Source organism: Staphylococcus hyicus, assembly GCF_000816085.1.
Classification (GTDB): Bacteria; Bacillota; Bacilli; order Staphylococcales; family Staphylococcaceae; genus Staphylococcus; species Staphylococcus hyicus.
In genome coordinates this window covers 2409252-2428946 of the sequence record NZ_CP008747.1, presented here as the reverse complement: position 1 = coordinate 2428946, position 19695 = coordinate 2409252, and the positions used below count along the sequence as shown (strand labels likewise).

The window sequence follows — 19695 nt, the reverse complement described above, 5'->3', positions numbered from 1 at the left end:
TAGAATTGATGTGATATGGTTCTTTATCATCATTCCTTATTAATAATAATTCTAATCTTGACTCTTATTATACACGAAAAGCGATAGACGTCAAACGAAATTGCTCTTTTTTACTTTAAAAGCATTTTAAAGAATATGTAAATTATCGTGGAAAAGTGAGGCCTAAAGCATCGAGAACAATACAATTTACACATTTTCATTATCAATAACGATATAATTTTCTCAATTAGATATACATTTTATCAATTAATACACCGTTCGTTGTGAAAGGACTGGTTTTTCGTGGTGATGTGTCCTTAGACATACGAAAAAGTAAAGCCAAACATAAACTGTAAGCTTTACTTTAATTTTAGGTTATTTAAATGTGACGCTAACACTGCCAATATGATCGTAATCTACATTATAGGAACCGACTTCAGCTCGAATTGGCGTGATAAATGTCCCTGAAGATACAATGTGGCCGGCTTTTAATGATTTACCATGTGTAGCTAATTTTCCAGCTAACCATTGTATGGCTTTTACCGGATGGCCTAAAACGGCAGATGACTGCCCCTTGGCAAGTTGGGTATCGTTGTGGCTAAGTGTCATATCAATTTGTCCAAGGGTGTCATAATCCGGTGCATCGATGGTCTCTCCAACAATGACAAGACCTGTAGCCGTATTGTCAGCCAACAAGTCGCCTAACGTAAAATGAGGAAACCAATCGATATAGCGTGCATCTGGCACTTCAATCGCTGGTGCAATTTTAGATTTTGATAGTACTTCTTCAACAGTAGGATGGTTGGATAAATCTTCAGTAATCTCAAACACCAATTCAGGTTCGATTAAAGGTGAAAATAAATCATGTATGTTCACCGTCGTATTTGAAGCCTTAATGACATGACTTAATAATGTCCCATATGCTGGTTCGTGCGTGTGGGCATAGGCTTGTGTTTCTTTACTCGTCATACTCACTTTGTACCCCGCAATCGTTGATCCTGTCGCAGATTGAATCTGTTGAATGAGTTCTTGTTGTACCGCATACCCTAACGTTTCATCTACCGCAGCCTCAGGGTTTAAAAAAGGGATGGGTTCATGGTTTAAATATGCTTGATGGAGTTGTTTGGCTAAAGATTTTGTGTGATGCGTCATAGTGTCTGCCCCTTTATTCAGAAAATTGTTACAATTAGGATAACTTTTATTTCATCACAATGCAAGTTGATGCGAAACAAGATTTATGCGTAAGAAATTTGATTTTGATAAAATGATAAAAAAGGTAATAGGGGTGGCAAATATGTCAGAACATGTTTATGCGTTAGCAAAGCAACATCATTCGGTTCGAAAATTTAAACCAAAAACGATTGACCGTGAAGTGATTCGTAAGCTTATTGAAGCGGGACAAATGGCGTCTACATCGAGCTATCTTCAAACGACTTCTGTGATTGGTGTGGAAGATTTAGACAAGAAAGAATCTTTAAAAGAAGTGTCCGGACAGCCCTATGTAGTTGAAAATGGGTACTTACTCGTTTTTGTCATTGATTACTATCGACATCACTTAATTAGTCAAAAACGTGATGCACAATTAGAAGGTAGTTTTGAATCAGCAGAAGGTTTGCTTGTAGGAACGGTAGATGCCTCATTGATGGCACAAAACATTGCCTTAACCGCAGAGGATATGGGCTATGGCATCGTGTTTTTAGGTTCATTACGTAATGATGTGACGCGTGTGCGTGAAATTTTAGGATTGCCAGAGTATACGTTCCCGCTATTTGGAATGGCCATTGGTGAGCCCGCAGATGATGAAAATGGCGCACCGAAACCGCGATTACCATTTGAACATGTCTTTCATGTTGATGGCTACGAAACAGATCGGGAGCAATTAGAAGCACAACTCGAAGCCTATGATGAGACGGTGTCTGACTATTATAAAGCACGAACAAATGGAGAACGCACAGAAACATGGTCAGAACAAATTTCGCAATTTATGAGTAGTAAACAACGTTTAGAAATGTTGAACTGGTTACAAATGTCAGGATTTAATAAGAAATAAAAAATGAAAGGGGACATATTAGCCCCTTTCATCACAGGGAGACACAGCATCTCTGTTAATTAAAAATAAGCCAACAAAATTCAATAATACATGAATTTTGTTGGTTATTATCTATCTATATTAATAAATTTAATTTTAGTGATGGACCATGTAATGAATTGTGATTGATCTATCAAACCTTTTTAATGTTGTGATGCGAGTTCGTCATAGTGATTAGAATTGAACGTCTCTTCATCTAATTGTTTCGTTAATTTTGCAGTTCCTGTACCTGCGAGTATAGCGTCATTCACGTTAAGTGCTGTACGCCCCATGTCGATAAGCGGTTCTACTGAAATTAAGACACCCGCGAGACCGACAGGCAAGTTTAGTGCAGATAATACGAGTATCGATGCGAATGTTGCACCGCCACCTACGCCCGCTACACCGAATGAACTTAACACGACCACAACGATTAACGTTAAAATAAATTGCCAGTTCAGTTCAACGCCTGCTACGGGTGCAACCATGACAGCTAACATAGCTGGATAAATACCCGCGCAACCATTTTGACCGATAGAGAGGCCAAATGAACCTGAGAAATTTGCAATGGCAGATGGCACACCTAATCGTTCTGTTTGTGTTTGAATGTTTAATGGCAAAGCCCCTGCACTAGAACGAGACGTAAACGCAAATAAAATAACTTCTGCTGTTTTCTTCATAAATTGAAGAGGATTTACGCCTAATAGCGCTAAAATAATCATATGAATGAGATACATCGTGAGCAATGCGGCATAAGAGGCAATTACAAACTTACCTAAAGTCCAAATAGCTGCAAAATCACTTGTGGCAATGGTTGTCATCATAATCGCTAAAATACCATAAGGTGTTAGACGTAATACGAATGTTACAACAGCCATGACAAGCGCATACACAGCATCGATGCCACGTTTTAAAATGTGGCCTTTGTCAGGTTCTTTACGCAACACACGTAAAAATGCAAACCCAATAAACGCTGCGAAAATTACGACAGCAATCGTCGACGTTGCACGTGCACCTGTAAAATCTAAAAATGGATTTGAAGGTAATAGCTCTAATATTTGTGCCGGTAGTGTCGTTGCTGTCATTTCTTTTGCTTGGTTCGTAATTTCAGAACTGCGTGCATTTTCGGCTTGACCTAAATCAATCGAAGAGGCATCTAAGCCGAATAACAACGCATAAACAATCCCCACAATTGCTGAAATGGCTACAGTACCGATTAAAAATAGTAAAATGATACTACCCATTTTGGCGAATTTTTCTCCAATATCAATTTTCGTAAATGCGACAACAATAGATACAAAAACCAATGGGATGACAATCATTTTAAGTAATGAAATATATCCTTGACCGACGATATTAATCCATGATGTCGTTTCAGTCGTGATTTTGCTTCCTGCACCATAGGAAATATGGAGGATTAAGCCGAGAAGGATTCCTAAGCCGAGTGCGATGAACACACGCTTAGGAAATTTTATATGTTTTTTAGCCATCCACCATAATCCAACAAGTGCAATGATGAAGATGACTAAGTTTAGAATAATTAAAAATGTAGTCATGGCAACACGCTTCCTTTAATTCCGATTTATATAATAAGAATAATCGGTAAAGGGTGTAAAAGCAAGTACATTTTTAATTTTGTTGCACATTTGGTGTAAAAGGTTGCAAAGTTTGGACGGCGTGTGTGTCACCTTGAATCGCTCCCGCTAGTAATGTGCCAACGATGGGAGAAAGCAGGATGCCATTACGATAATGACCTGTTGCCACAAAAAGATTAGGACTAAGTGAACCCATTATTGGTATCTCATGATGCGTAATCGGTCTGATCCCCGTCCATGTTTTAATGGTACGATGATGACGTAGTTGTGGAAGCATTTCCTGACTTTTGTCATCTAGCCATTTTAAATTGTTTTCATTATTAACCGTGGACCAATTGTCCCATTCTGACGTGGCACCGATTAAATACCGATTGTGTCTTTTAGGGACGATATAGCAACCATTTGTATTAAAAAGGGTCGTCTTTAAAATAGGGGATTGGGTTTCGACTAACTTCACATCGCCTTTCACAGGACGGGTAGGTAGTGAAATATGTATATCTGATAACAGTTGGCCACTCCAGGCACCTGCCGCAATAACCAGTAAATCTGTCATCATAGCGCCTTGAGAGGTATGAACGGTATAGCCACCTCGATGTTTTTCAATGTGTGTGACTTCAGTATGTGAATACAATTGCGTGTTTTTTTGAGATATTACCGCTTTTGTGAGCGCTTGAGTATAAAGGTTGGCATGGATTTGACCATCATCTTGAATTTTAAATGCGGCCGTCGTATTGGGGTTTAAGTGCGGAAACATTTGACGTAAGTCTTGAGTGTGAAACCATTGAATGTCATGGTCATCTTGTTTTAAAAATGAAAATTGTTTTTTGATATTTTCGATATGAGTGACTTCTGTCGCGATTTTAATGAGGCCGTGACATTGGAATTCAATATCTATCCCTGTGTCGTGGTGGAGTTGTTGCGCAACATGTGGCATCAATGTGCGACTTTTCATTGCTAAGCGATAGAGTGGGGTATCTTCGAAGAACTCATTTTGAGCCCCTAGCATCCCTCCAGCTGCATAAGATGCATTCATGCGTGGTGTAGAACGATCGATAATAGAAATGGCATAGGATGCGTTTGATAAATGGCGAGCGATAGAAAGTCCTATCACGCCGCCACCGATAATGATTATTTTTTGCATAAAAAAACCTCCTGCGATCTTGTGCAAGAGGTGTCACCTGTATTGAAACAATCTGAAAAAAGACTTTTTCCAGATACATAAATTGTGTTCACATACGGCTTCCCTTCGTTGGTACTAACCACTTCAGGTTCAAAGAGTTAAGATGACGTCTTTCTCAGCTCATTTAAGAGCACCCCTAGCACTTGTATTGCGTATTTATTTTATTTGAATTTTAGACGCCGAATAAGCGTGCCCAAAATCCTTTTTGTTCTTGGTTATTTTTAAGTGTTGTCACAAGTTCTTGTTGTTCTTTTGTGTGTGTTTCGATACTTTCCTGTGTTTTAGATAATTGATCTGCTTGCTGTTTTTGACTTTCAGTGATGGCATTTAAAGATTTTGCGTTTGTTTCAAGTTGATTGTTCAACTGTGTATGTAATGATTTCAACTCTTCTTGTTGTTGGTGAACTTGAGAAATCATTTGACCTAATAATTGACGCTCTTCACGCATTTTGTCGATTTCTGCTTTTAATTCTTGCATCATTTGAGGAAATTGTTGATCCGATGGTAAGTTTTGATTGTTCTCTTTAACAATAACTTGTAAAAAGTCTTTTTCTTTTTCTAATTCTTCAAATGCCAGCTCGTAGCTGTTCGTTCGTCCAACACGTTCTGCAATCTCTTGGAATAATTCGATATCTTCTTCTTGGAAATCCGTCGCTTCACGTCCACGGTATTCCGTTTTTTTCAACTGGTAGCCACGTTCTTCTAGGTGCTGTACAATTTTGCGCACTTGCTTTTCACTAAGCTCTGATTTTTGTGCAAACTCTTTTGTTAGCATGTTCATAAATCCTTTCTGTCAGTCGTATTAGACTTACGGTAGCCTGAGTTCAGTGACCCGTCAGTCTTACCTCTACCTTATTGTAACGGCTTTATGACTCGATTTCAAGGGCTTAGGCATGCATATCTTTACTCAAATTCATTTTAATTAATAATGGATATATCACACGTCGTGGTATGCGATTGGCAAATACATATTTTAAAATATAGCATGATTTTACACTCGTTCCATAGATATCTTTCGTTAAAGGAATGTTTGCTTTGATATATAAATCAAGTGGCACTGGTTTTCCTTTACGGTCCAATGAAGGTTGAATATAAGGGATTTGCGTTTGTTTTTCAAATCCATGACTTGTAAGAAATTGACGGCGGAATGCGATATCTTCCGTCGTTTTTGCATCGGCTTCAGGATTTTCAAGTGTAGATTCAAACATAAAGAAGTTTACGTCACGACCATGCAGTTGATTGGATAAGCGATTAATCCCTTTTTCGACTTCTTCTAATGTTTCGGCCAAATAAGTTTCACGATGTTCGCCAGGTTCTGCAATTAAATACACGATAAAACCTGTGTTGGTTGTTGCTTCATAATGTGCAGTCGCAAAACTCACTACACGCGCATCTTCAATACCAACTAGAAACACGTAATCATGATGTGTCTTTTCGGTCTTTAGAGATTGAACAAAGACAGACTCGTCTTCAGTCACGAGGGGGTCTAATTTATCCATATAAAAATCGAGTGCGGGTTCATACCATTGATCTTGGGTAGATTTTATTTGTACAAATTTCATTGTGTTCACCTCTCTTAATTGTTAACAGTATAGCACAGATATTCAATAACTGGCTTTGTAAGAGGATGGCACTCACATAAGAAAGACTGGAACTTTTTAACATGTTCCAGTCCTTTTTGACTCCATAATGATTATAAATGGTGGATAGACGTTCACTCGATGTCGCCTTTATGTTCAGAAGGCTTATGTTTATCTGTTGAAGGTTCAACATAAGCGGCATTGTTTTGCGTGACTTCACCATGTTTAATAGTGTCTTTTTGAACGATGACAACAATTTTATGATTGTTCAAATCTTGTTTTAAGTCCTCAGTTTTTTCTTCGCCAAAATCATAACGACTTAATGCGGCACTTTCAGCGTCTTCACCGATAAACATACGCATGAATTTATCACTGATTGTACCGTTAGTCGATTTGTGTTGAATTTGACAATCATTGAATCGATCTGTTTTTAATTTTTCTTTACTAATGACTACGATTTCTGATTCCTTATATCCGTTTCTTAAAAAAGAATCTACGACTTCAATTGCATCTTCTTCTGTGCGAGCTACTTTAAATTCTGCCATAATTGACGCCTCCGTTAATGTTATTCATTTTAGTTTTACCCATGTTTAATCGCAATTAATCTTTTACCTTCTCACAACAATGCGAATAACATAAGTGTTCCTTTAAAAATTATGATTACGCTTCCATTATATTATGCCTTGTGATGACATTATTCTGCAATTAATTTACATAAATTTCTGAAAACAATTGATTTGACGCGATGGTATTGCGTATTAAGTCCAAATTTGCTATTATCATTAAATAATTTATCACACTCATATAATCTGAAGAATATGGCTTTAGAAGTTTCTACCACGTTGCCTTAAACAATGTGACTATGAGTAAATGAAAATCAATGTAATGCTTTGTATCATTAAGGAATATTATATACTTTAATGATATTTTTGGCGAAACATGTTCTGCATTGACCAGTCAGTATCATCTGATGAACAGGCTCTGTTTCATTTAGATTCACTGCAGCATGCACATGTGTCGCATTTACAACTGTATTTCACTTACTCGTTCCTAAAACTATATTCTGAAGTTTTGGGCTTTTTTATTATCTTGACCAAAATTGAGGAGGAACCGAAGTGGAAAGGTTAAAAAATAAAGTCATTGAAGATGGCGTTGTCATTGATGAAAAAATCTTAAAAGTGGATGGTTTTTTAAATCATCAAATTGATGCTGAACTGATGCACGAGATAGGAAAAGTCTTTCATGAACAATTTGCGCATGAAAACGTCACAAAAATCTTAACGATTGAAGCCTCGGGTATTGCCCCGGCCATTATGGCAGCATTGCATTTTGATGTCCCTTGTCTCTTTGCGAAAAAGGCAAAACCGAGCACATTGAATAAAGGTTTTTATCAAACAGATGTGCACTCGTTTACGAAAAATAAAACGAGTACGGTTATCATTTCAGAAGAATTTTTATCACCCGATGACCGCGTACTCATTATCGATGACTTTTTAGCGAATGGCGAGGCAGCACTAGGACTTCACCGTTTGGTACAACAAGCAAACGCGACAACAGTAGGTGTAGGGATATTAGTAGAAAAAAGTTTCCAACAAGGACGCACACGTCTTGAAGAAGCAGGATTGAATGTATCGTCACTGTGTCAAATCGCCTCTCTTCAAGGCAACAAAATTACATTAGTTGGAGATCAAGCATAATGAAAAGATTTTTATTAAGTTTACAACATCTCTTGGCAATGTATGCGGGTGCGATTCTTGTGCCTATTATAGTTGGGACAAGTTTAAAGTTCACACCTGAACAAATTGCGTTTCTCGTCACTGTTGATATTTTCATGTGTGGTGTCGCAACGTTTTTACAAGTGTATCGTGGCGTCGGGATTGGACTGCCGGTGGTGTTAGGCTGTACGTTTACTGCCGTTGCACCAATGATTATGATAGGGCAGTCTAAAGGCGTGGACGTCTTATACGGTTCACTGTTTGCATCAGGACTATTGGTTATCGTGATTGCGCCATTTTTTGCTTATCTTGTACGCTTCTTTCCCCCAGTTGTAACAGGAAGTGTCGTTACAATCATTGGAATTACGTTGATGCCTGTTGCGATGAATTATATCGCCGGTGGTCAAGGTGCGAAAGATTACGGTTCAGTAAAGCATATTCTTTTAGGTGTAGTGACATTAGTGATTATTTTAGTCATTCAACGCTTTGCGACAGGATTTATTAAATCTATCGCCATTTTATTAGGATTAGTGAGTGGGACAGTAATCGCAAGTTTCTTAGGACTTGTCGATATTGCGCAAGTTGGTCAAGCACACTGGTTTGAATTGCCACGCCCATTCCGCTTTGACGGTTTTGCATTTGATTTTGGCGCCATTGTCGTCTTTTTTATTGTTGCACTCGTCAGTTTGATTGAATCTACAGGGGTTTATCATGCATTGAGTCAAATTACAGGGCGCACACTTGAACGTAAAGATTTTAGAAAAGGATATATGGCAGAAGGGATTGCCATTACGTTAGGTGCCGTTTTTAATGCCTTTCCGTATACCGCGTATTCTCAAAATGTCGGTCTTGTATCATTGTCAGGCGCAAAGAAAAATGACGTCATTTACGGCATGGTCATCATGCTTATCATTTGTGGATGCATACCTAAAATTGGCGCACTTGCGAATATTATTCCATTGTCTGTCTTAGGTGGTGCGATGTTAGCGATGTTCGGTATGGTGATGGCATACGGTGTACGAATCCTCGGTGATATCAATTTTAAAAACCAAAATAATTTATTGATCATCGCGATTTCGGTCGGTCTCGGTGCAGGGATTACAGCAGTACCAGAGGCGTTTAAAGCGCTTGGCGATCAATTTGCATGGTTTACTCAAAATGGGATCGTTTTAGGTACAATTTCTGCAATTATATTGAATTTATTTTTTAATGGTCTAAACTATCAACAAAACGAAGAAAATGTGAAATAATATAACTATCAATTTGAATGGAGGCTATACGAAAAATGTGGGAAAACAAGTTTGTTAAAGAAGCACTAACGTTTGATGACGTATTACTGATTCCAGCAGAATCAAATGTATTACCGAAAGAAGTAGATTTAAGCGTCAAACTTTCAGAGCGTATTCAATTAAATATACCGATTGTATCAGCAGGTATGGATACGGTAACAGAATCAAAAATGGCGATTGCTATGGCACGTCAAGGTGGCTTAGGTGTCATTCATAAAAATATGAGCATCGAGCGCCAAGCAGATGAAGTACAAAAAGTAAAACGTTCTGAAAATGGCGTAATTACAGACCCATTTTATTTAACACCAGAAGAAAGCGTATATGAAGCTGAAGCATTAATGGGTAAATATCGTATTTCAGGTGTGCCAATTGTAGACAATAGAACATCACGCAAACTTGTCGGTATTTTAACAAATCGTGATTTAAGATTTATTGAAGACTTCTCAATCAAAATTTCTGATGTTATGACAAAAGAAGACTTAGTGACAGCACCAGTAGGTACAACACTTGATGAAGCTGAGAAGATTTTACAAGACCACAAAATTGAAAAACTTCCATTAGTAGAAGACGGTATTTTACAAGGCCTCATTACGATTAAAGATATCGAAAAAGTGAATGAATACCCATATGCAGCAAAAGACTGTCATGGCCGTCTTATTGTAGCGGCAGCCATCGGTATTGCGAAAGATACTGGCATTCGTGCAGAAAAACTTGTTGAAGCAGGTGTGGATGCCTTGGTTATCGATACAGCGCATGGTCATTCACAAGGTGTAATTAATCAAGTGAAAGAAATCAAAGCAAAATACCCTGAAGTGACAGTGATTGCAGGTAACGTGGCGACAGCGGCAGCGACAAAAGCATTGTTTGAAGCGGGTGCTGATGTTGTGAAAGTAGGTATCGGACCAGGTTCAATTTGTACAACACGTGTTGTTGCAGGTGTAGGTGTACCTCAAATCACAGCAATTTACGACTGTGCAACTGAAGCGAAGAATCACGGAAAAACAATCATCGCAGACGGCGGTATTAAATTCTCTGGTGATATCGTAAAAGCCCTTGCGGCAGGCGGACATGCGGTTATGCTTGGTAGCTTACTTGCGGGTACTGAAGAGAGCCCAGGATTAGTTGAAATGTTCCAAGGACGTCAATACAAAGTTTACCGCGGTATGGGTTCATTAGGTGCAATGGCGAGTGGTTCTAACGATCGTTACTTCCAAGAAGATAAAACACCTAAAAAGTACGTTCCAGAAGGTGTTGAAGGACGTATTGATTACAAAGGACCATTACAAGATACGATTTATCAATTAATTGGTGGCGTGAAGAGCGGTATGGGTTACACAGGCTCAAAAGACTTAGAAACGTTACGTGAAGAAGCACAATTTACAAAAATGAGTGCTGCAGGTCTAGCAGAAAGCCACCCACATGATGTTCAAATTACAAAAGAATCACCAAACTACTCATTCTAAGGGATAAAGGAGTACACATTATGGAAATGGCAAAAGAACAAGAACTAATTCTTGTCCTAGACTTCGGAAGTCAGTATAACCAACTGATTACACGTCGTATTCGTGAAATGGGCGTGTACAGTGAATTACACGATCACGAAATTTCAATTGAAGAAATTAAAAAAATGAATCCAAAAGGGATTATTTTATCAGGTGGACCAAACTCTGTTTACGCAGAGGATGCGTTTACTATTGATACGGAAATCTACAACTTAGGTATTCCTGTATTAGGCATTTGTTACGGTATGCAATTAACGACAAAATTATTAGGTGGTAAAGTTGAGCGTGCGAACGAACGTGAATACGGAAAAGCGACGATCAACGCAAAATCAGACGAGTTATTCTTCGGTTTACCAGAAGAACAAACGGTTTGGATGAGTCACTCTGATAAAGTCATCGAAATTCCAGAAGGCTTTGAAGTGATTGCAGATAGCCCAAGCACCCAATATGCGGCCATCGAAGACAAATCACGTCGTATTTACGGTGTACAATTCCACCCAGAAGTGCGTCATACAGAATTTGGTAATGACTTATTACGTAACTTTGTACGTCGCGTATGTAACTGTACAGGCGAGTGGACGATGGAAAACTTCATCGATATCGAAGTCGAAAAAATCCGTGAAAAAGTCGGCGACCGTCGCGTGCTTTGCGCAATGAGCGGTGGGGTAGACTCCTCTGTAGTTGCGGTATTATTACACAAAGCGATAGGCGATCAATTAACATGTATCTTCGTTGACCACGGTCTTTTACGTAAAGGTGAAGGCGACATGGTAATGGAACAATTCGGTGAAGGCTTCAACATGAACATCATTCGTGTGAACGCACAAGACCGTTTCATGTCAAAACTTGCAGGCGTATCAGATCCAGAACAAAAACGTAAAATTATCGGTAACGAATTCGTTTACGTCTTCGATGATGAAGCTTCAAAATTAAAAGGCGTAGACTTCCTTGCACAAGGCACACTCTACACAGACGTCATCGAATCAGGAACAAAAACTGCACAAACGATCAAATCTCACCATAACGTAGGTGGCTTACCAGAAGATATGGAATTCGAATTAATCGAACCTATCAACACGTTATTCAAAGATGAAGTACGTGCATTAGGTATCGAATTAGGTATTCCAGAACACCTCGTTTGGAGACAACCATTCCCAGGTCCAGGATTAGGTATCCGCGTCCTAGGTGAAATCACAGAAGAAAAATTAGAAATCGTTCGTGAATCCGATGCGATTTTACGCCAAGTCATCCGTGAAGAAGGCTTAGAGCGTGACATTTGGCAATACTTTACAGTATTACCAGATATCCGTTCAGTTGGTGTAATGGGAGACTACCGTACGTATGACTACACAGTCGGTGTACGTGCCGTAACGTCAATTGATGGTATGACAAGTGACTTCGCACGTATCGATTGGGAAGTTCTACAAAAAATCTCAACACGTATCGTAAACGAAGTGGATCACGTTAACCGCGTCGTGTATGACATCACATCAAAACCCCCAAGCACAATCGAGTGGGAATAATAATACGAAAACAAACAGCCCTTTAACCGCAATGGTTAGAGGGTTGTTTTTGTGGATTGAGGGTGGGAGATACGACAAAGTGTTTACGTAGTAATAGCTAAAAAATATTTTTTCGAATTATTAATTGTAAATACATATGTAAGTAACGTGCAAGTAAAATTAATACAAGGAAACCGCATAGTATCAAGGGTTATTACAATTTAACATCGGATTTTGCAAGCAACGTGCAAGCAACGTGCAAGTAACGTGCAAGTAAACTTTTATTAAGCCCAATATGGTTTATATTTCATGTGGCGAGGGCTAGTGTCAGGGTCAACAGGCTTGATAACTCCATCATTAAGAGCTTCTTTAATAATTCTAGAAGCAACAGAATTCTGTTTGTCATCAAGACCAAAACGCTTTCTTAGTGTTTGATTTGTTATATAAATTTTCTCCACATATTTTAAACATGCATGCATATAAGTTGCATGTATTTTTTCCTCTTTGCTCATATCATTTAAATCTTTATATGATAATAAAGTGATTTTTACGTGTTCATCATATAAGTCAATAGTTGGTGCTGGTAATTGATAAGCTTCAGTCTGAGCTACTACTTTATCAATCCCTGTGCCTCGTTCTTCACAGATTCCCATTCGTCTAAGAAGAGAGGCTAGAAGTTCATTTCTTGATTTAGGAGGAGAATCTAGTAATCGTTCTACTTTTATTAGTGGTGTTCCTGGATTAACAATTTCAACTCGATTTTCAAATATTTCAATTACAGGTCCGGTTCCACCAACAGTAAAGTCTTGATGAATGAGGGCATTTGCTACTAATTCTCTTACAGCTAGTTCAGGATACATAGGTACTTCTTTTCTAAGAGCTTCCCCTATAACTTCATTTCTAGGTAATTGATTATTAATATATTTGATTAAACCTTCAAATCCCGCAGCATATCCTTTTATACCTATTTGTTCATGTAAGGTCTCAACTTTACTGTTCCCTTTGTATTTAATAACACGAGGTGCTTTTCTTTTTAGATGTTTGAAATCATTTAAGTTTTTAGCAAATAATAAGGCACCTAAATTTGTGATTGATATTTTACCATCTTTTTCTTTTATTAAATCATCATTAATAAAGTTTTCTATTATTAAATGTTCGTTATCTGGCACAGGTTGGTTTAATAGGTTAAAATAAGATGAATAATTTAATAATTCGAAAATATCATCATAGTTTTCAACATCCATTGCTATTTGAAGTTCAAAAGGTAAATGTTGAAATTTTTTCCAAAGGTTTTTTTCTTTTTCAGGAAAATCTTTTAACTTTTTTTTGTATGAACCAATCCTAATATACTCTGTTGATTTAAACGCAATAGGTTGATGTGTAGCTTTAGGTATACGTAGAATTGTAAGGTTATGTTCATCTATTTGAATACTGTGAAAACTAAAATGAAGAGAAGGCTTTATTACTCTATTTAACCAACTTAATAACTCTTCGTTACCTACTTTAATTTCATTATGATTGAATTCGGTACCAACTATGCTTTTTTTCTCATCTTCAACACCCCAAATAACATATGCATAATCTTTATCTGCTAATGTAGCTGAATTACTTAATGCAGAAATATATTCTCCAATCATATCAGGTTCCTTATTGTTAACTTTAAATTCTGTAACAGTGTCTTCGATACCATTTGTAATTTTTTCATTAACTACATTTATTAAATATTCTTCTTTCAATTTATATCCCCACCGCTTCAAGTTTATTCATCATATTTTTATCCTTTTATGTATTTACATGTGAGTCTATCTGTAGAGTTGTGTTAGAGTCTGAATGACCTACTTGATTCATTATATCACGCAACACCTAATCATCTATAAACGATAAATGGTTGTGTCTTATTGAGGAGGTTGTTACATGCTTATTTATCCCCACATTTTTGGCATTTTGCTACATGTTCCTATTTATGCTAGATAGCGACATAGGGTTGCCCCTGTGGTTTATTGAAATAAAGCTTCTATCAACATACATTTTATCCTTTGATCTATTGTTTATTTTCTAAAATAACCTTACGTAGTATTTTACACCTTCTATCTGTGACTGATATCGTAGGGTAAGATGTCTCTATTTTAATATTATCTTGATACATTACAATAGCTTGCTCATTGCACCAATTTTTGTGCTATAAATTGTGAGTGAATTATTAAAATCATTAATCTAAGGATGTAAAAAAATTGATTTACCATCATGCATGCCATTCAATGCTTGAAATTTTATTATAAAGGCTGTCATAAAAGAATAGAAACTCCGTTGCTTTATTATGATATCGATTTCAAATTTATGGATTTATCAAAACTTTAATGAATTAGTTAGCATAGGGAAAATGAAAAATAGTTTTATTTGACTGTCATTTATGTGGAATACCTAACCAATCAAATACTGGATTTAATATAGTTCTTGTAAAACCTTGGAAATGATAAAAATGCATTAAATATAAAACTGAACATAAATATAAGGATAAAAGGAAATATGAAAAAAATAATCGACCGGTGTTTTTATAGAATTGTGCTGTTTTCTTTAAAAAACTATTCTTCTTAATATCATCATAGAGCATTAAATATATAAATATTAATGATAAAAAACGAAAAAATATCACAAATGTTTCATAACTTGGAATACCTAAATTCTTTAAATACGTATATGTTGACGTGGACATTGTAAATATTGAAATAATAAATGATATAGAATTACTTTTGTCGAGTGGTGGAAGATTGTTTTCTAAATTTGAAACTAAGACAGGATTAAAGAATAATCCGGTTAATAAAATTGAAGATATTAAAATATACTTAATAGCGTAAAATAAAAAAGCTCTCATTGATAAATGATATTTTACTAACTTGGTCCAGATTATAAAACTAGTAATCAAGGTAAATAAACAAGAAATCGTTATTATTAAGTGATTAAACTTAATGAATAATGTAATTGTAACCAAAAAAACACCCAATATTAAAAATGTATTTAACCATTCATTTTCGGTATTTTGGTTATTTATTAGGTTTTTAACATCATTATATGTATTATTTTCATTGATAATAAAACTTTGGTGATTATTGATTGAGCTATTATTGCCATTAATTTTCTGGCTATTATTGATGGAATGTTGCTTTATAAAAATACTAATGAAAAAACCTATGATTGTTAAAGTACTTGCTATTATCGAAAGGTTTGATTCAAGCAAAGATAGTCCTCCCATTATAAAATAATATTTAATGTCGCATATCATAATATTTTTTAATTTTCTGATAATTATAAATTAAATAAACCATAACATAAAGTAATTAGATTTACAAATAAATATATCACTAAAGTACGTTATTATTCATTTTCGAGAGTGGCTTATATGTTTGACCCTGTGTAAAGGGAATATTCAAAGTCCCGATATGGATTTTTTATTTTTCCACTGGTTTTAAGAATAAATGTATATAACCGAAAAATACTCTAAATACGATTACAGTTGCCAATACCGTTTCAAACATTAAGAGCCCATTCCAAATTTCCGGAAATATGAGTATAGGCATACTATTTTTTAAAGCCGTTGCTGAGATAACTAAAGGAAATGTAAATGCTGAAAATACGGGTGAAAACGGTTCTCTTAATAATTTTGGAAGTTGAAAAACAATATAAAAATAAAACATTTGAGACAGAATAAGAAAAAGTATGACGACAAACACATGTGCTTCAGGAAAAGCTAAAACATAGGCAGCAGCCACTAAGGAAAATGGCGCACAAATGGTGGATGTGTTTGGTTTAATGGACGTTTGCAAAGGATAGACCTTTAAACGTTTGAAAACCAGTGGTAAGACGATGCATGTGGCTAAAAAACCATAAATCACTGTTAATTTACCTATAAAAAAATAGCCGCTTACTGGCGCTGTTAATCCCGCAATCGCTATACCAATATAAAGTACAGTCCAAGAAGGATATACGTTTTCAAGAGAGAACGACTTTAAATATTTGTGCGAAAAAATAATCATATGCGTCAAGATTCCAATAAGGCATAGAAGCCATAAAGGTGTGATGAGATGATGAATGAAGGAGATATGGCTGAAAAACGTGTTCAAATAAGTCGTTCCTAAAAAACCAGACATGAAAAATGTGGTGAACACAGAAGAAACAAGAGGGCTATTTAATTGATTTTTAACATGATTCACATTATTGAACATACTGTATAAAAGATGAAGCCAAACGAGGATAGCTAAAATTCCGCATAATGCATTCAAACTAAGCGATACGTCTTTTAATAAATTCCCTAGCCCTAATAAACCTAAGACCAGTCCTGATGATACTAATGGTATGTTTTGAAGTCTCATGATTTATAACCTTCTCTTTGTGATTTTCTTCACTAATTATACCATGATATTTCGGCATTCTGAATATTTGGAAAGGAATTTTTTTAATGTATCAAATAAAATAGAAAAGAATTTCATCAAATCATTCAAATTAATTTACGAAGCTGAACACATCAAGTTAAAACTCCCTAAACCTCTCACGTAATTTAAAATAGTCACATGGGTGTATGTTGTAACATAATAAAAAATAATTGCAAGATATCTCATATACTAAGAATTATGTAAATTGTTCATAAGAGAAATACAGAATAATGGGGATGGGTTTAGTACAAGTAATAAACAAGCATCTATACTGAGATAAAGGGGAGTAAAAAATGAATAAGATTAAAGGAAGATTTATAAAAAATAATAGAATACAAGTCATACCTCGAAAAGAAAAGGATAAAAAAGCATTGATGGAAATCCTTGCCTCAGAATTTGAAAAAGGGAAAATCTATAATGAGAAAGAAATAAACGAAATACTAAAATCGTATTATGATGATTATGTATTATTAAGACGATATATGATAGATTATTCATTATTATCTAGAGATAAAGGTGGAAAAGAGTATCAATTAATAGCTAAAGAAAATAATGAAGATGCCTAGCAATAAATTAGATGTTTATTGTTAGGCATCTCTTTAAATATCCAGTGATTTTACATATTCCTTAATAAATTTTAAATCATTTCTTTCGACTAAAATACATTAATGTAATGATGATTGAATAAATGAATAGAAATAACATGATAAACATAACCATACGAATCACCCATTTTACTTCATTAATATTTATTTCATCTATTAATGTAACATTATTTAGATATAATATCAGTTCTGTTGAAATAATTTGTTATGTGTTGTGAAAATGACGTTTTAATATATCAGACAGATAAGCACGCACATCAAACACCTAAGAATTATGGAACACAAGTATTAATTTGTTTGATAGTGTGAATGACGTAACTTAGATAAAGGAGATATGGGTAACTTGTGGTATGTCAGATGCAGCAGTTAGTTGTTTCTAGGGGGATTGAATGATGTTTAATAAACCACAAATAGCAGATAATACTTTTTTCAACATATTTCTAATTATTGTCGGAATTGTAGCGTTTCTAGTGTTTTCATTTATATTTGATGCGGGGTATTTATTAAGCTTTATCATTGCGTTTTTGCCTGTACTGGTAGGAATCATTAACTTAAAAGAAATTAGAAAAGATACGTCTAAAATGCGTAATTAATTATAAGTTTAGAAGGAATTAGACTTAATAATAGCAATGCATTTAAACTCTTAAATAAATTGTTTCATGTTTAAAGTTTAGATTTTAGGAATGAAAAAGAAGTTAAGAAATTAAAGGTTTTCTCACTTCTTTTTCAAATATAGCCATTATACATACAAAAAATATCTTTGCGTAAAGTTTTAAATTTAATATAAATAGTTAAAATCTATATTTATTACTTATTTCTTGCCACTCATTTGCCTTTTCATTCAACTTGTATTTAATAACTGGGAAATTATCGATATTAATATTTTCATTGCCATAAATATATGCAAATAATACCTCGCATATATCATTACAATAATTTTTATCGGCTTCTTCGAATGTAACAATATCTTCATAGAAGATTTTCTTGAATAACGATCTATTAAAATCATTAATTAAAAATAGATTCTCATAGTAATCCCTATGAATGAAATAATAACTTTTTAATTGTGCTAAGATATTTTCATAATCATTATTGTGAAACCCGAGTGAGTTTATACCTCTTTCAACAGATAAGTATAAAGAGTAATTGCTGTATTTTCTTATAACGTTCATATCTTTTTCGATATTTTTATAATAACTTATTAGATTATTTATTATATGTTGTTTATCATAGCTGTGTGCGGTATTATCATTTTCAAGTAATTTTAGGTAAATAAATTCTGTTTTATCATTAACATTAATAGCATTTTTTGCAATCTTATGTGCTAAGCCTAAAGAAATAAAATGTTTGTTATAAAAATGTAAAATATACTTACTTTCTGCTATTAACCTATCACCTTTAGGGGTTGATAGATATACCTTAGGTGCCTCAATTGAATTTTCACCTATATTATTAATTATTCGCTCAATTAATTCTGGTTTATTTCCACCTAATTTAAGTTTATGTTTCCTCAATATCTCTTTTAATTCAGGAACTTTTAAATAATGTAAAGTAATTTCTAAGTTCGAAGTAATAAATAAATAGTCATCTTCAATTAATTTATCTATATGCCTTTTCACATTTATCTGATTTTCAATTAGAAAATGGTGGTTAGTTATTTCTTTTCCAACTTCTCGTTTGTTATTCATATGCAATATTAAAATATCATAGGCATTTAACTCATGATTAATTTCTTCGGTCATTGTTAGAGGAATATGATTATTATCACCTTTATTATAAGTATAATCTTTTTCTATATGATGTGGGTATTCAATAGATGGCTGTGTTTGAATGATTTCTGATTCATTATGATTTTCTTTTACTTTACTAGTATTAATTTCATTTGTATAACTAAAATCCTTTTTATCATCAAGCTTGTAATGATTCTTATTATCCTCAGTATTTTTCATTTTACTGGTGTCATTATTACGATACGTAGTTTTACTGTGTTTTTTAATTTTAATCATACTAAATATTATTAAAGATATAAAAATTATAAAAGTAATAGTGTCTGTTATTGTTAAACCCTGTTTAGATACGGTTAAAATACCGCCAAATATAGTTAGAATAGAAAAGACTAACATGATCCAATAAATAATTACCTTCATTTATTTCACCCCTCGTTTAAAATTCAATTTAAAAAGAAGACTATTTTTATAATAACCCCTATATATGGTATATCAAAAATATGTTTATTAATAAAGAGAATTTTCA

General features: G+C 34.7%; 17 protein-coding genes and 2 riboswitches. Of the genes, 7 read left to right on the top strand and 10 right to left on the bottom strand.

Features of this window, described 5'->3' with window-relative positions; genetic code table 11:
• Positions 1 to 354 precede the first annotated feature (354 nt).
• On the bottom strand, positions 355 to 1131 hold the full coding sequence (locus SHYC_RS11540) for a 2-keto-4-pentenoate hydratase (RefSeq protein WP_039647309.1): 777 nt from the start codon (positions 1129 to 1131) through the stop codon (positions 355 to 357).
• Between the two features lie 142 nt (positions 1132 to 1273).
• On the opposite strand from SHYC_RS11540, the gene SHYC_RS11535 reads away from it, so the two are divergent.
• On the top strand, positions 1274 to 2029 hold the full coding sequence (locus SHYC_RS11535; protein WP_039647307.1) for an NADPH-dependent oxidoreductase: 756 nt from the start codon (positions 1274 to 1276) through the stop codon (positions 2027 to 2029).
• 182 nt (positions 2030 to 2211) lie between these two features.
• Here SHYC_RS11535 and SHYC_RS11530 read toward each other — a convergent pair whose 3' ends face one another.
• The 5 genes from SHYC_RS11530 to SHYC_RS11510 form a co-directional block, all read right to left on the bottom strand.
• Positions 2212 to 3603: an L-cystine transporter gene (locus SHYC_RS11530; protein ID WP_039647305.1), complete on the bottom strand. Its 1392-nt coding sequence runs from the start codon at positions 3601 to 3603 to the stop codon at positions 2212 to 2214.
• A 73-nt stretch (positions 3604 to 3676) separates the two neighbouring features.
• Complete coding sequence (gene thiO / locus SHYC_RS11525) at positions 3677 to 4783, bottom strand: glycine oxidase ThiO (RefSeq protein ID WP_039647303.1); 1107 nt, start codon at positions 4781 to 4783, stop codon at positions 3677 to 3679.
• An 83-nt stretch (positions 4784 to 4866) separates the two neighbouring features.
• Positions 4867 to 4970: riboswitch (TPP riboswitch) on the bottom strand.
• Between the two features lie 24 nt (positions 4971 to 4994).
• Complete coding sequence (locus SHYC_RS11520) at positions 4995 to 5597, bottom strand: DNA-binding protein (protein WP_039647301.1); 603 nt, start codon at positions 5595 to 5597, stop codon at positions 4995 to 4997.
• Positions 5598 to 5709: 112 nt separating this feature from the next.
• A complete protein-coding gene (locus SHYC_RS11515) occupies positions 5710 to 6384 on the bottom strand; it encodes a hypothetical protein (RefSeq protein ID WP_039647298.1) in 675 nt (224 codons plus the stop codon).
• 152 nt (positions 6385 to 6536) lie between these two features.
• Positions 6537 to 6947: a general stress protein gene (locus SHYC_RS11510; protein ID WP_039647296.1), complete on the bottom strand. Its 411-nt coding sequence runs from the start codon at positions 6945 to 6947 to the stop codon at positions 6537 to 6539.
• Between the two features lie 235 nt (positions 6948 to 7182).
• Positions 7183 to 7285, top strand: a riboswitch (purine riboswitch).
• Positions 7286 to 7517: 232 nt separating this feature from the next.
• Here SHYC_RS11510 and xpt point away from each other — a divergent pair.
• Genes xpt through guaA form a run of 4 tightly spaced genes read left to right on the top strand, consistent with a single transcriptional unit; the run spans position 7518 to position 12431 of the window.
• Positions 7518 to 8099 carry a xanthine phosphoribosyltransferase gene (gene xpt / locus SHYC_RS11505; protein WP_039647294.1) on the top strand — a complete coding sequence of 194 codons (582 nt, stop codon included), beginning with the start codon at positions 7518 to 7520 and terminating at the stop codon, positions 8097 to 8099.
• Positions 8099 to 9367 carry a xanthine permease PbuX gene (pbuX, locus tag SHYC_RS11500; RefSeq protein WP_039647292.1) on the top strand — a complete coding sequence of 423 codons (1269 nt, stop codon included), beginning with the start codon at positions 8099 to 8101 and terminating at the stop codon, positions 9365 to 9367. The genes xpt and pbuX overlap by 1 nt, the downstream gene beginning before the upstream one ends.
• A gap of 35 nt (positions 9368 to 9402) precedes the next feature.
• The gene (guaB, locus tag SHYC_RS11495; RefSeq protein WP_039647289.1) at positions 9403 to 10869 is read left to right on the top strand and encodes an IMP dehydrogenase; all 1467 of its coding nucleotides are present in this window, start codon (positions 9403 to 9405) and stop codon (positions 10867 to 10869) included.
• 20 nt (positions 10870 to 10889) lie between these two features.
• The gene (gene guaA, locus SHYC_RS11490) at positions 10890 to 12431 is read left to right on the top strand and encodes a glutamine-hydrolyzing GMP synthase (protein ID WP_039647288.1); all 1542 of its coding nucleotides are present in this window, start codon (positions 10890 to 10892) and stop codon (positions 12429 to 12431) included.
• Between the two features lie 263 nt (positions 12432 to 12694).
• On the opposite strand, the gene SHYC_RS11485 is transcribed toward guaA, so the two are convergent.
• From SHYC_RS11485 to SHYC_RS11475, 3 genes are all read right to left on the bottom strand, one after another.
• Positions 12695 to 14146, bottom strand: coding sequence for an ATP-binding protein (locus tag SHYC_RS11485; RefSeq protein ID WP_039647285.1), 1452 nt, complete (start codon positions 14144 to 14146; stop codon positions 12695 to 12697).
• Between the two features lie 668 nt (positions 14147 to 14814).
• A complete protein-coding gene (locus tag SHYC_RS11480) occupies positions 14815 to 15645 on the bottom strand; it encodes a hypothetical protein (RefSeq protein ID WP_039647284.1) in 831 nt (276 codons plus the stop codon).
• 211 nt (positions 15646 to 15856) lie between these two features.
• The gene (locus SHYC_RS11475; RefSeq protein WP_039647281.1) at positions 15857 to 16777 is read right to left on the bottom strand and encodes a TDT family transporter; all 921 of its coding nucleotides are present in this window, start codon (positions 16775 to 16777) and stop codon (positions 15857 to 15859) included.
• A 353-nt stretch (positions 16778 to 17130) separates the two neighbouring features.
• On the opposite strand from SHYC_RS11475, the gene SHYC_RS11470 reads away from it, so the two are divergent.
• Positions 17131 to 17403, top strand: a complete 273-nt coding sequence (locus tag SHYC_RS11470; RefSeq protein ID WP_039647279.1) for a DUF2087 domain-containing protein — start codon at positions 17131 to 17133, stop codon at positions 17401 to 17403.
• A 431-nt stretch (positions 17404 to 17834) separates the two neighbouring features.
• Complete coding sequence (locus tag SHYC_RS11465) at positions 17835 to 18035, top strand: hypothetical protein (protein ID WP_039647278.1); 201 nt, start codon at positions 17835 to 17837, stop codon at positions 18033 to 18035.
• 198 nt (positions 18036 to 18233) lie between these two features.
• On the opposite strand, the gene SHYC_RS11460 is transcribed toward SHYC_RS11465, so the two are convergent.
• A complete protein-coding gene (locus tag SHYC_RS11460; RefSeq protein ID WP_039647276.1) occupies positions 18234 to 19589 on the bottom strand; it encodes an SAP domain-containing protein in 1356 nt (451 codons plus the stop codon).
• Positions 19590 to 19695 lie beyond the last annotated feature (106 nt).

Bases quoted from the DNA above. Each gene is read 5' to 3' on its own strand.
- SHYC_RS11510 (WP_039647296.1), bottom strand. From the start codon at position 6,947: ATGGCAGAATTTAAAGTAGCTCGCACAGAAGAAGATGCAATTGAAGTC.
- guaA (WP_039647288.1), top strand. From the start codon at position 10,890: ATGGAAATGGCAAAAGAACAAGAACTAATTCTTGTCCTAGACTTCGGA.
- SHYC_RS11515 (WP_039647298.1), bottom strand. From the start codon at position 6,384: ATGAAATTTGTACAAATAAAATCTACCCAAGATCAATGGTATGAACCC.
- SHYC_RS11520 (WP_039647301.1), bottom strand. From the start codon at position 5,597: ATGCTAACAAAAGAGTTTGCACAAAAATCAGAGCTTAGTGAAAAGCAA.
- SHYC_RS11540 (WP_039647309.1), bottom strand. From the start codon at position 1,131: ATGACGCATCACACAAAATCTTTAGCCAAACAACTCCATCAAGCATAT.
- SHYC_RS11475 (WP_039647281.1), bottom strand. From the start codon at position 16,777: ATGAGACTTCAAAACATACCATTAGTATCATCAGGACTGGTCTTAGGT.
- SHYC_RS11530 (WP_039647305.1), bottom strand. From the start codon at position 3,603: ATGACTACATTTTTAATTATTCTAAACTTAGTCATCTTCATCATTGCA.
- pbuX (WP_039647292.1), top strand. From the start codon at position 8,099: ATGAAAAGATTTTTATTAAGTTTACAACATCTCTTGGCAATGTATGCG.
- SHYC_RS11465 (WP_039647278.1), top strand. From the start codon at position 17,835: ATGTTTAATAAACCACAAATAGCAGATAATACTTTTTTCAACATATTT.
- guaB (WP_039647289.1), top strand. From the start codon at position 9,403: ATGTGGGAAAACAAGTTTGTTAAAGAAGCACTAACGTTTGATGACGTA.
- SHYC_RS11535 (WP_039647307.1), top strand. From the start codon at position 1,274: ATGTCAGAACATGTTTATGCGTTAGCAAAGCAACATCATTCGGTTCGA.
- thiO (WP_039647303.1), bottom strand. From the start codon at position 4,783: ATGCAAAAAATAATCATTATCGGTGGCGGCGTGATAGGACTTTCTATC.
- SHYC_RS11470 (WP_039647279.1), top strand. From the start codon at position 17,131: ATGAATAAGATTAAAGGAAGATTTATAAAAAATAATAGAATACAAGTC.
- SHYC_RS11460 (WP_039647276.1), bottom strand. From the start codon at position 19,589: ATGAAGGTAATTATTTATTGGATCATGTTAGTCTTTTCTATTCTAACT.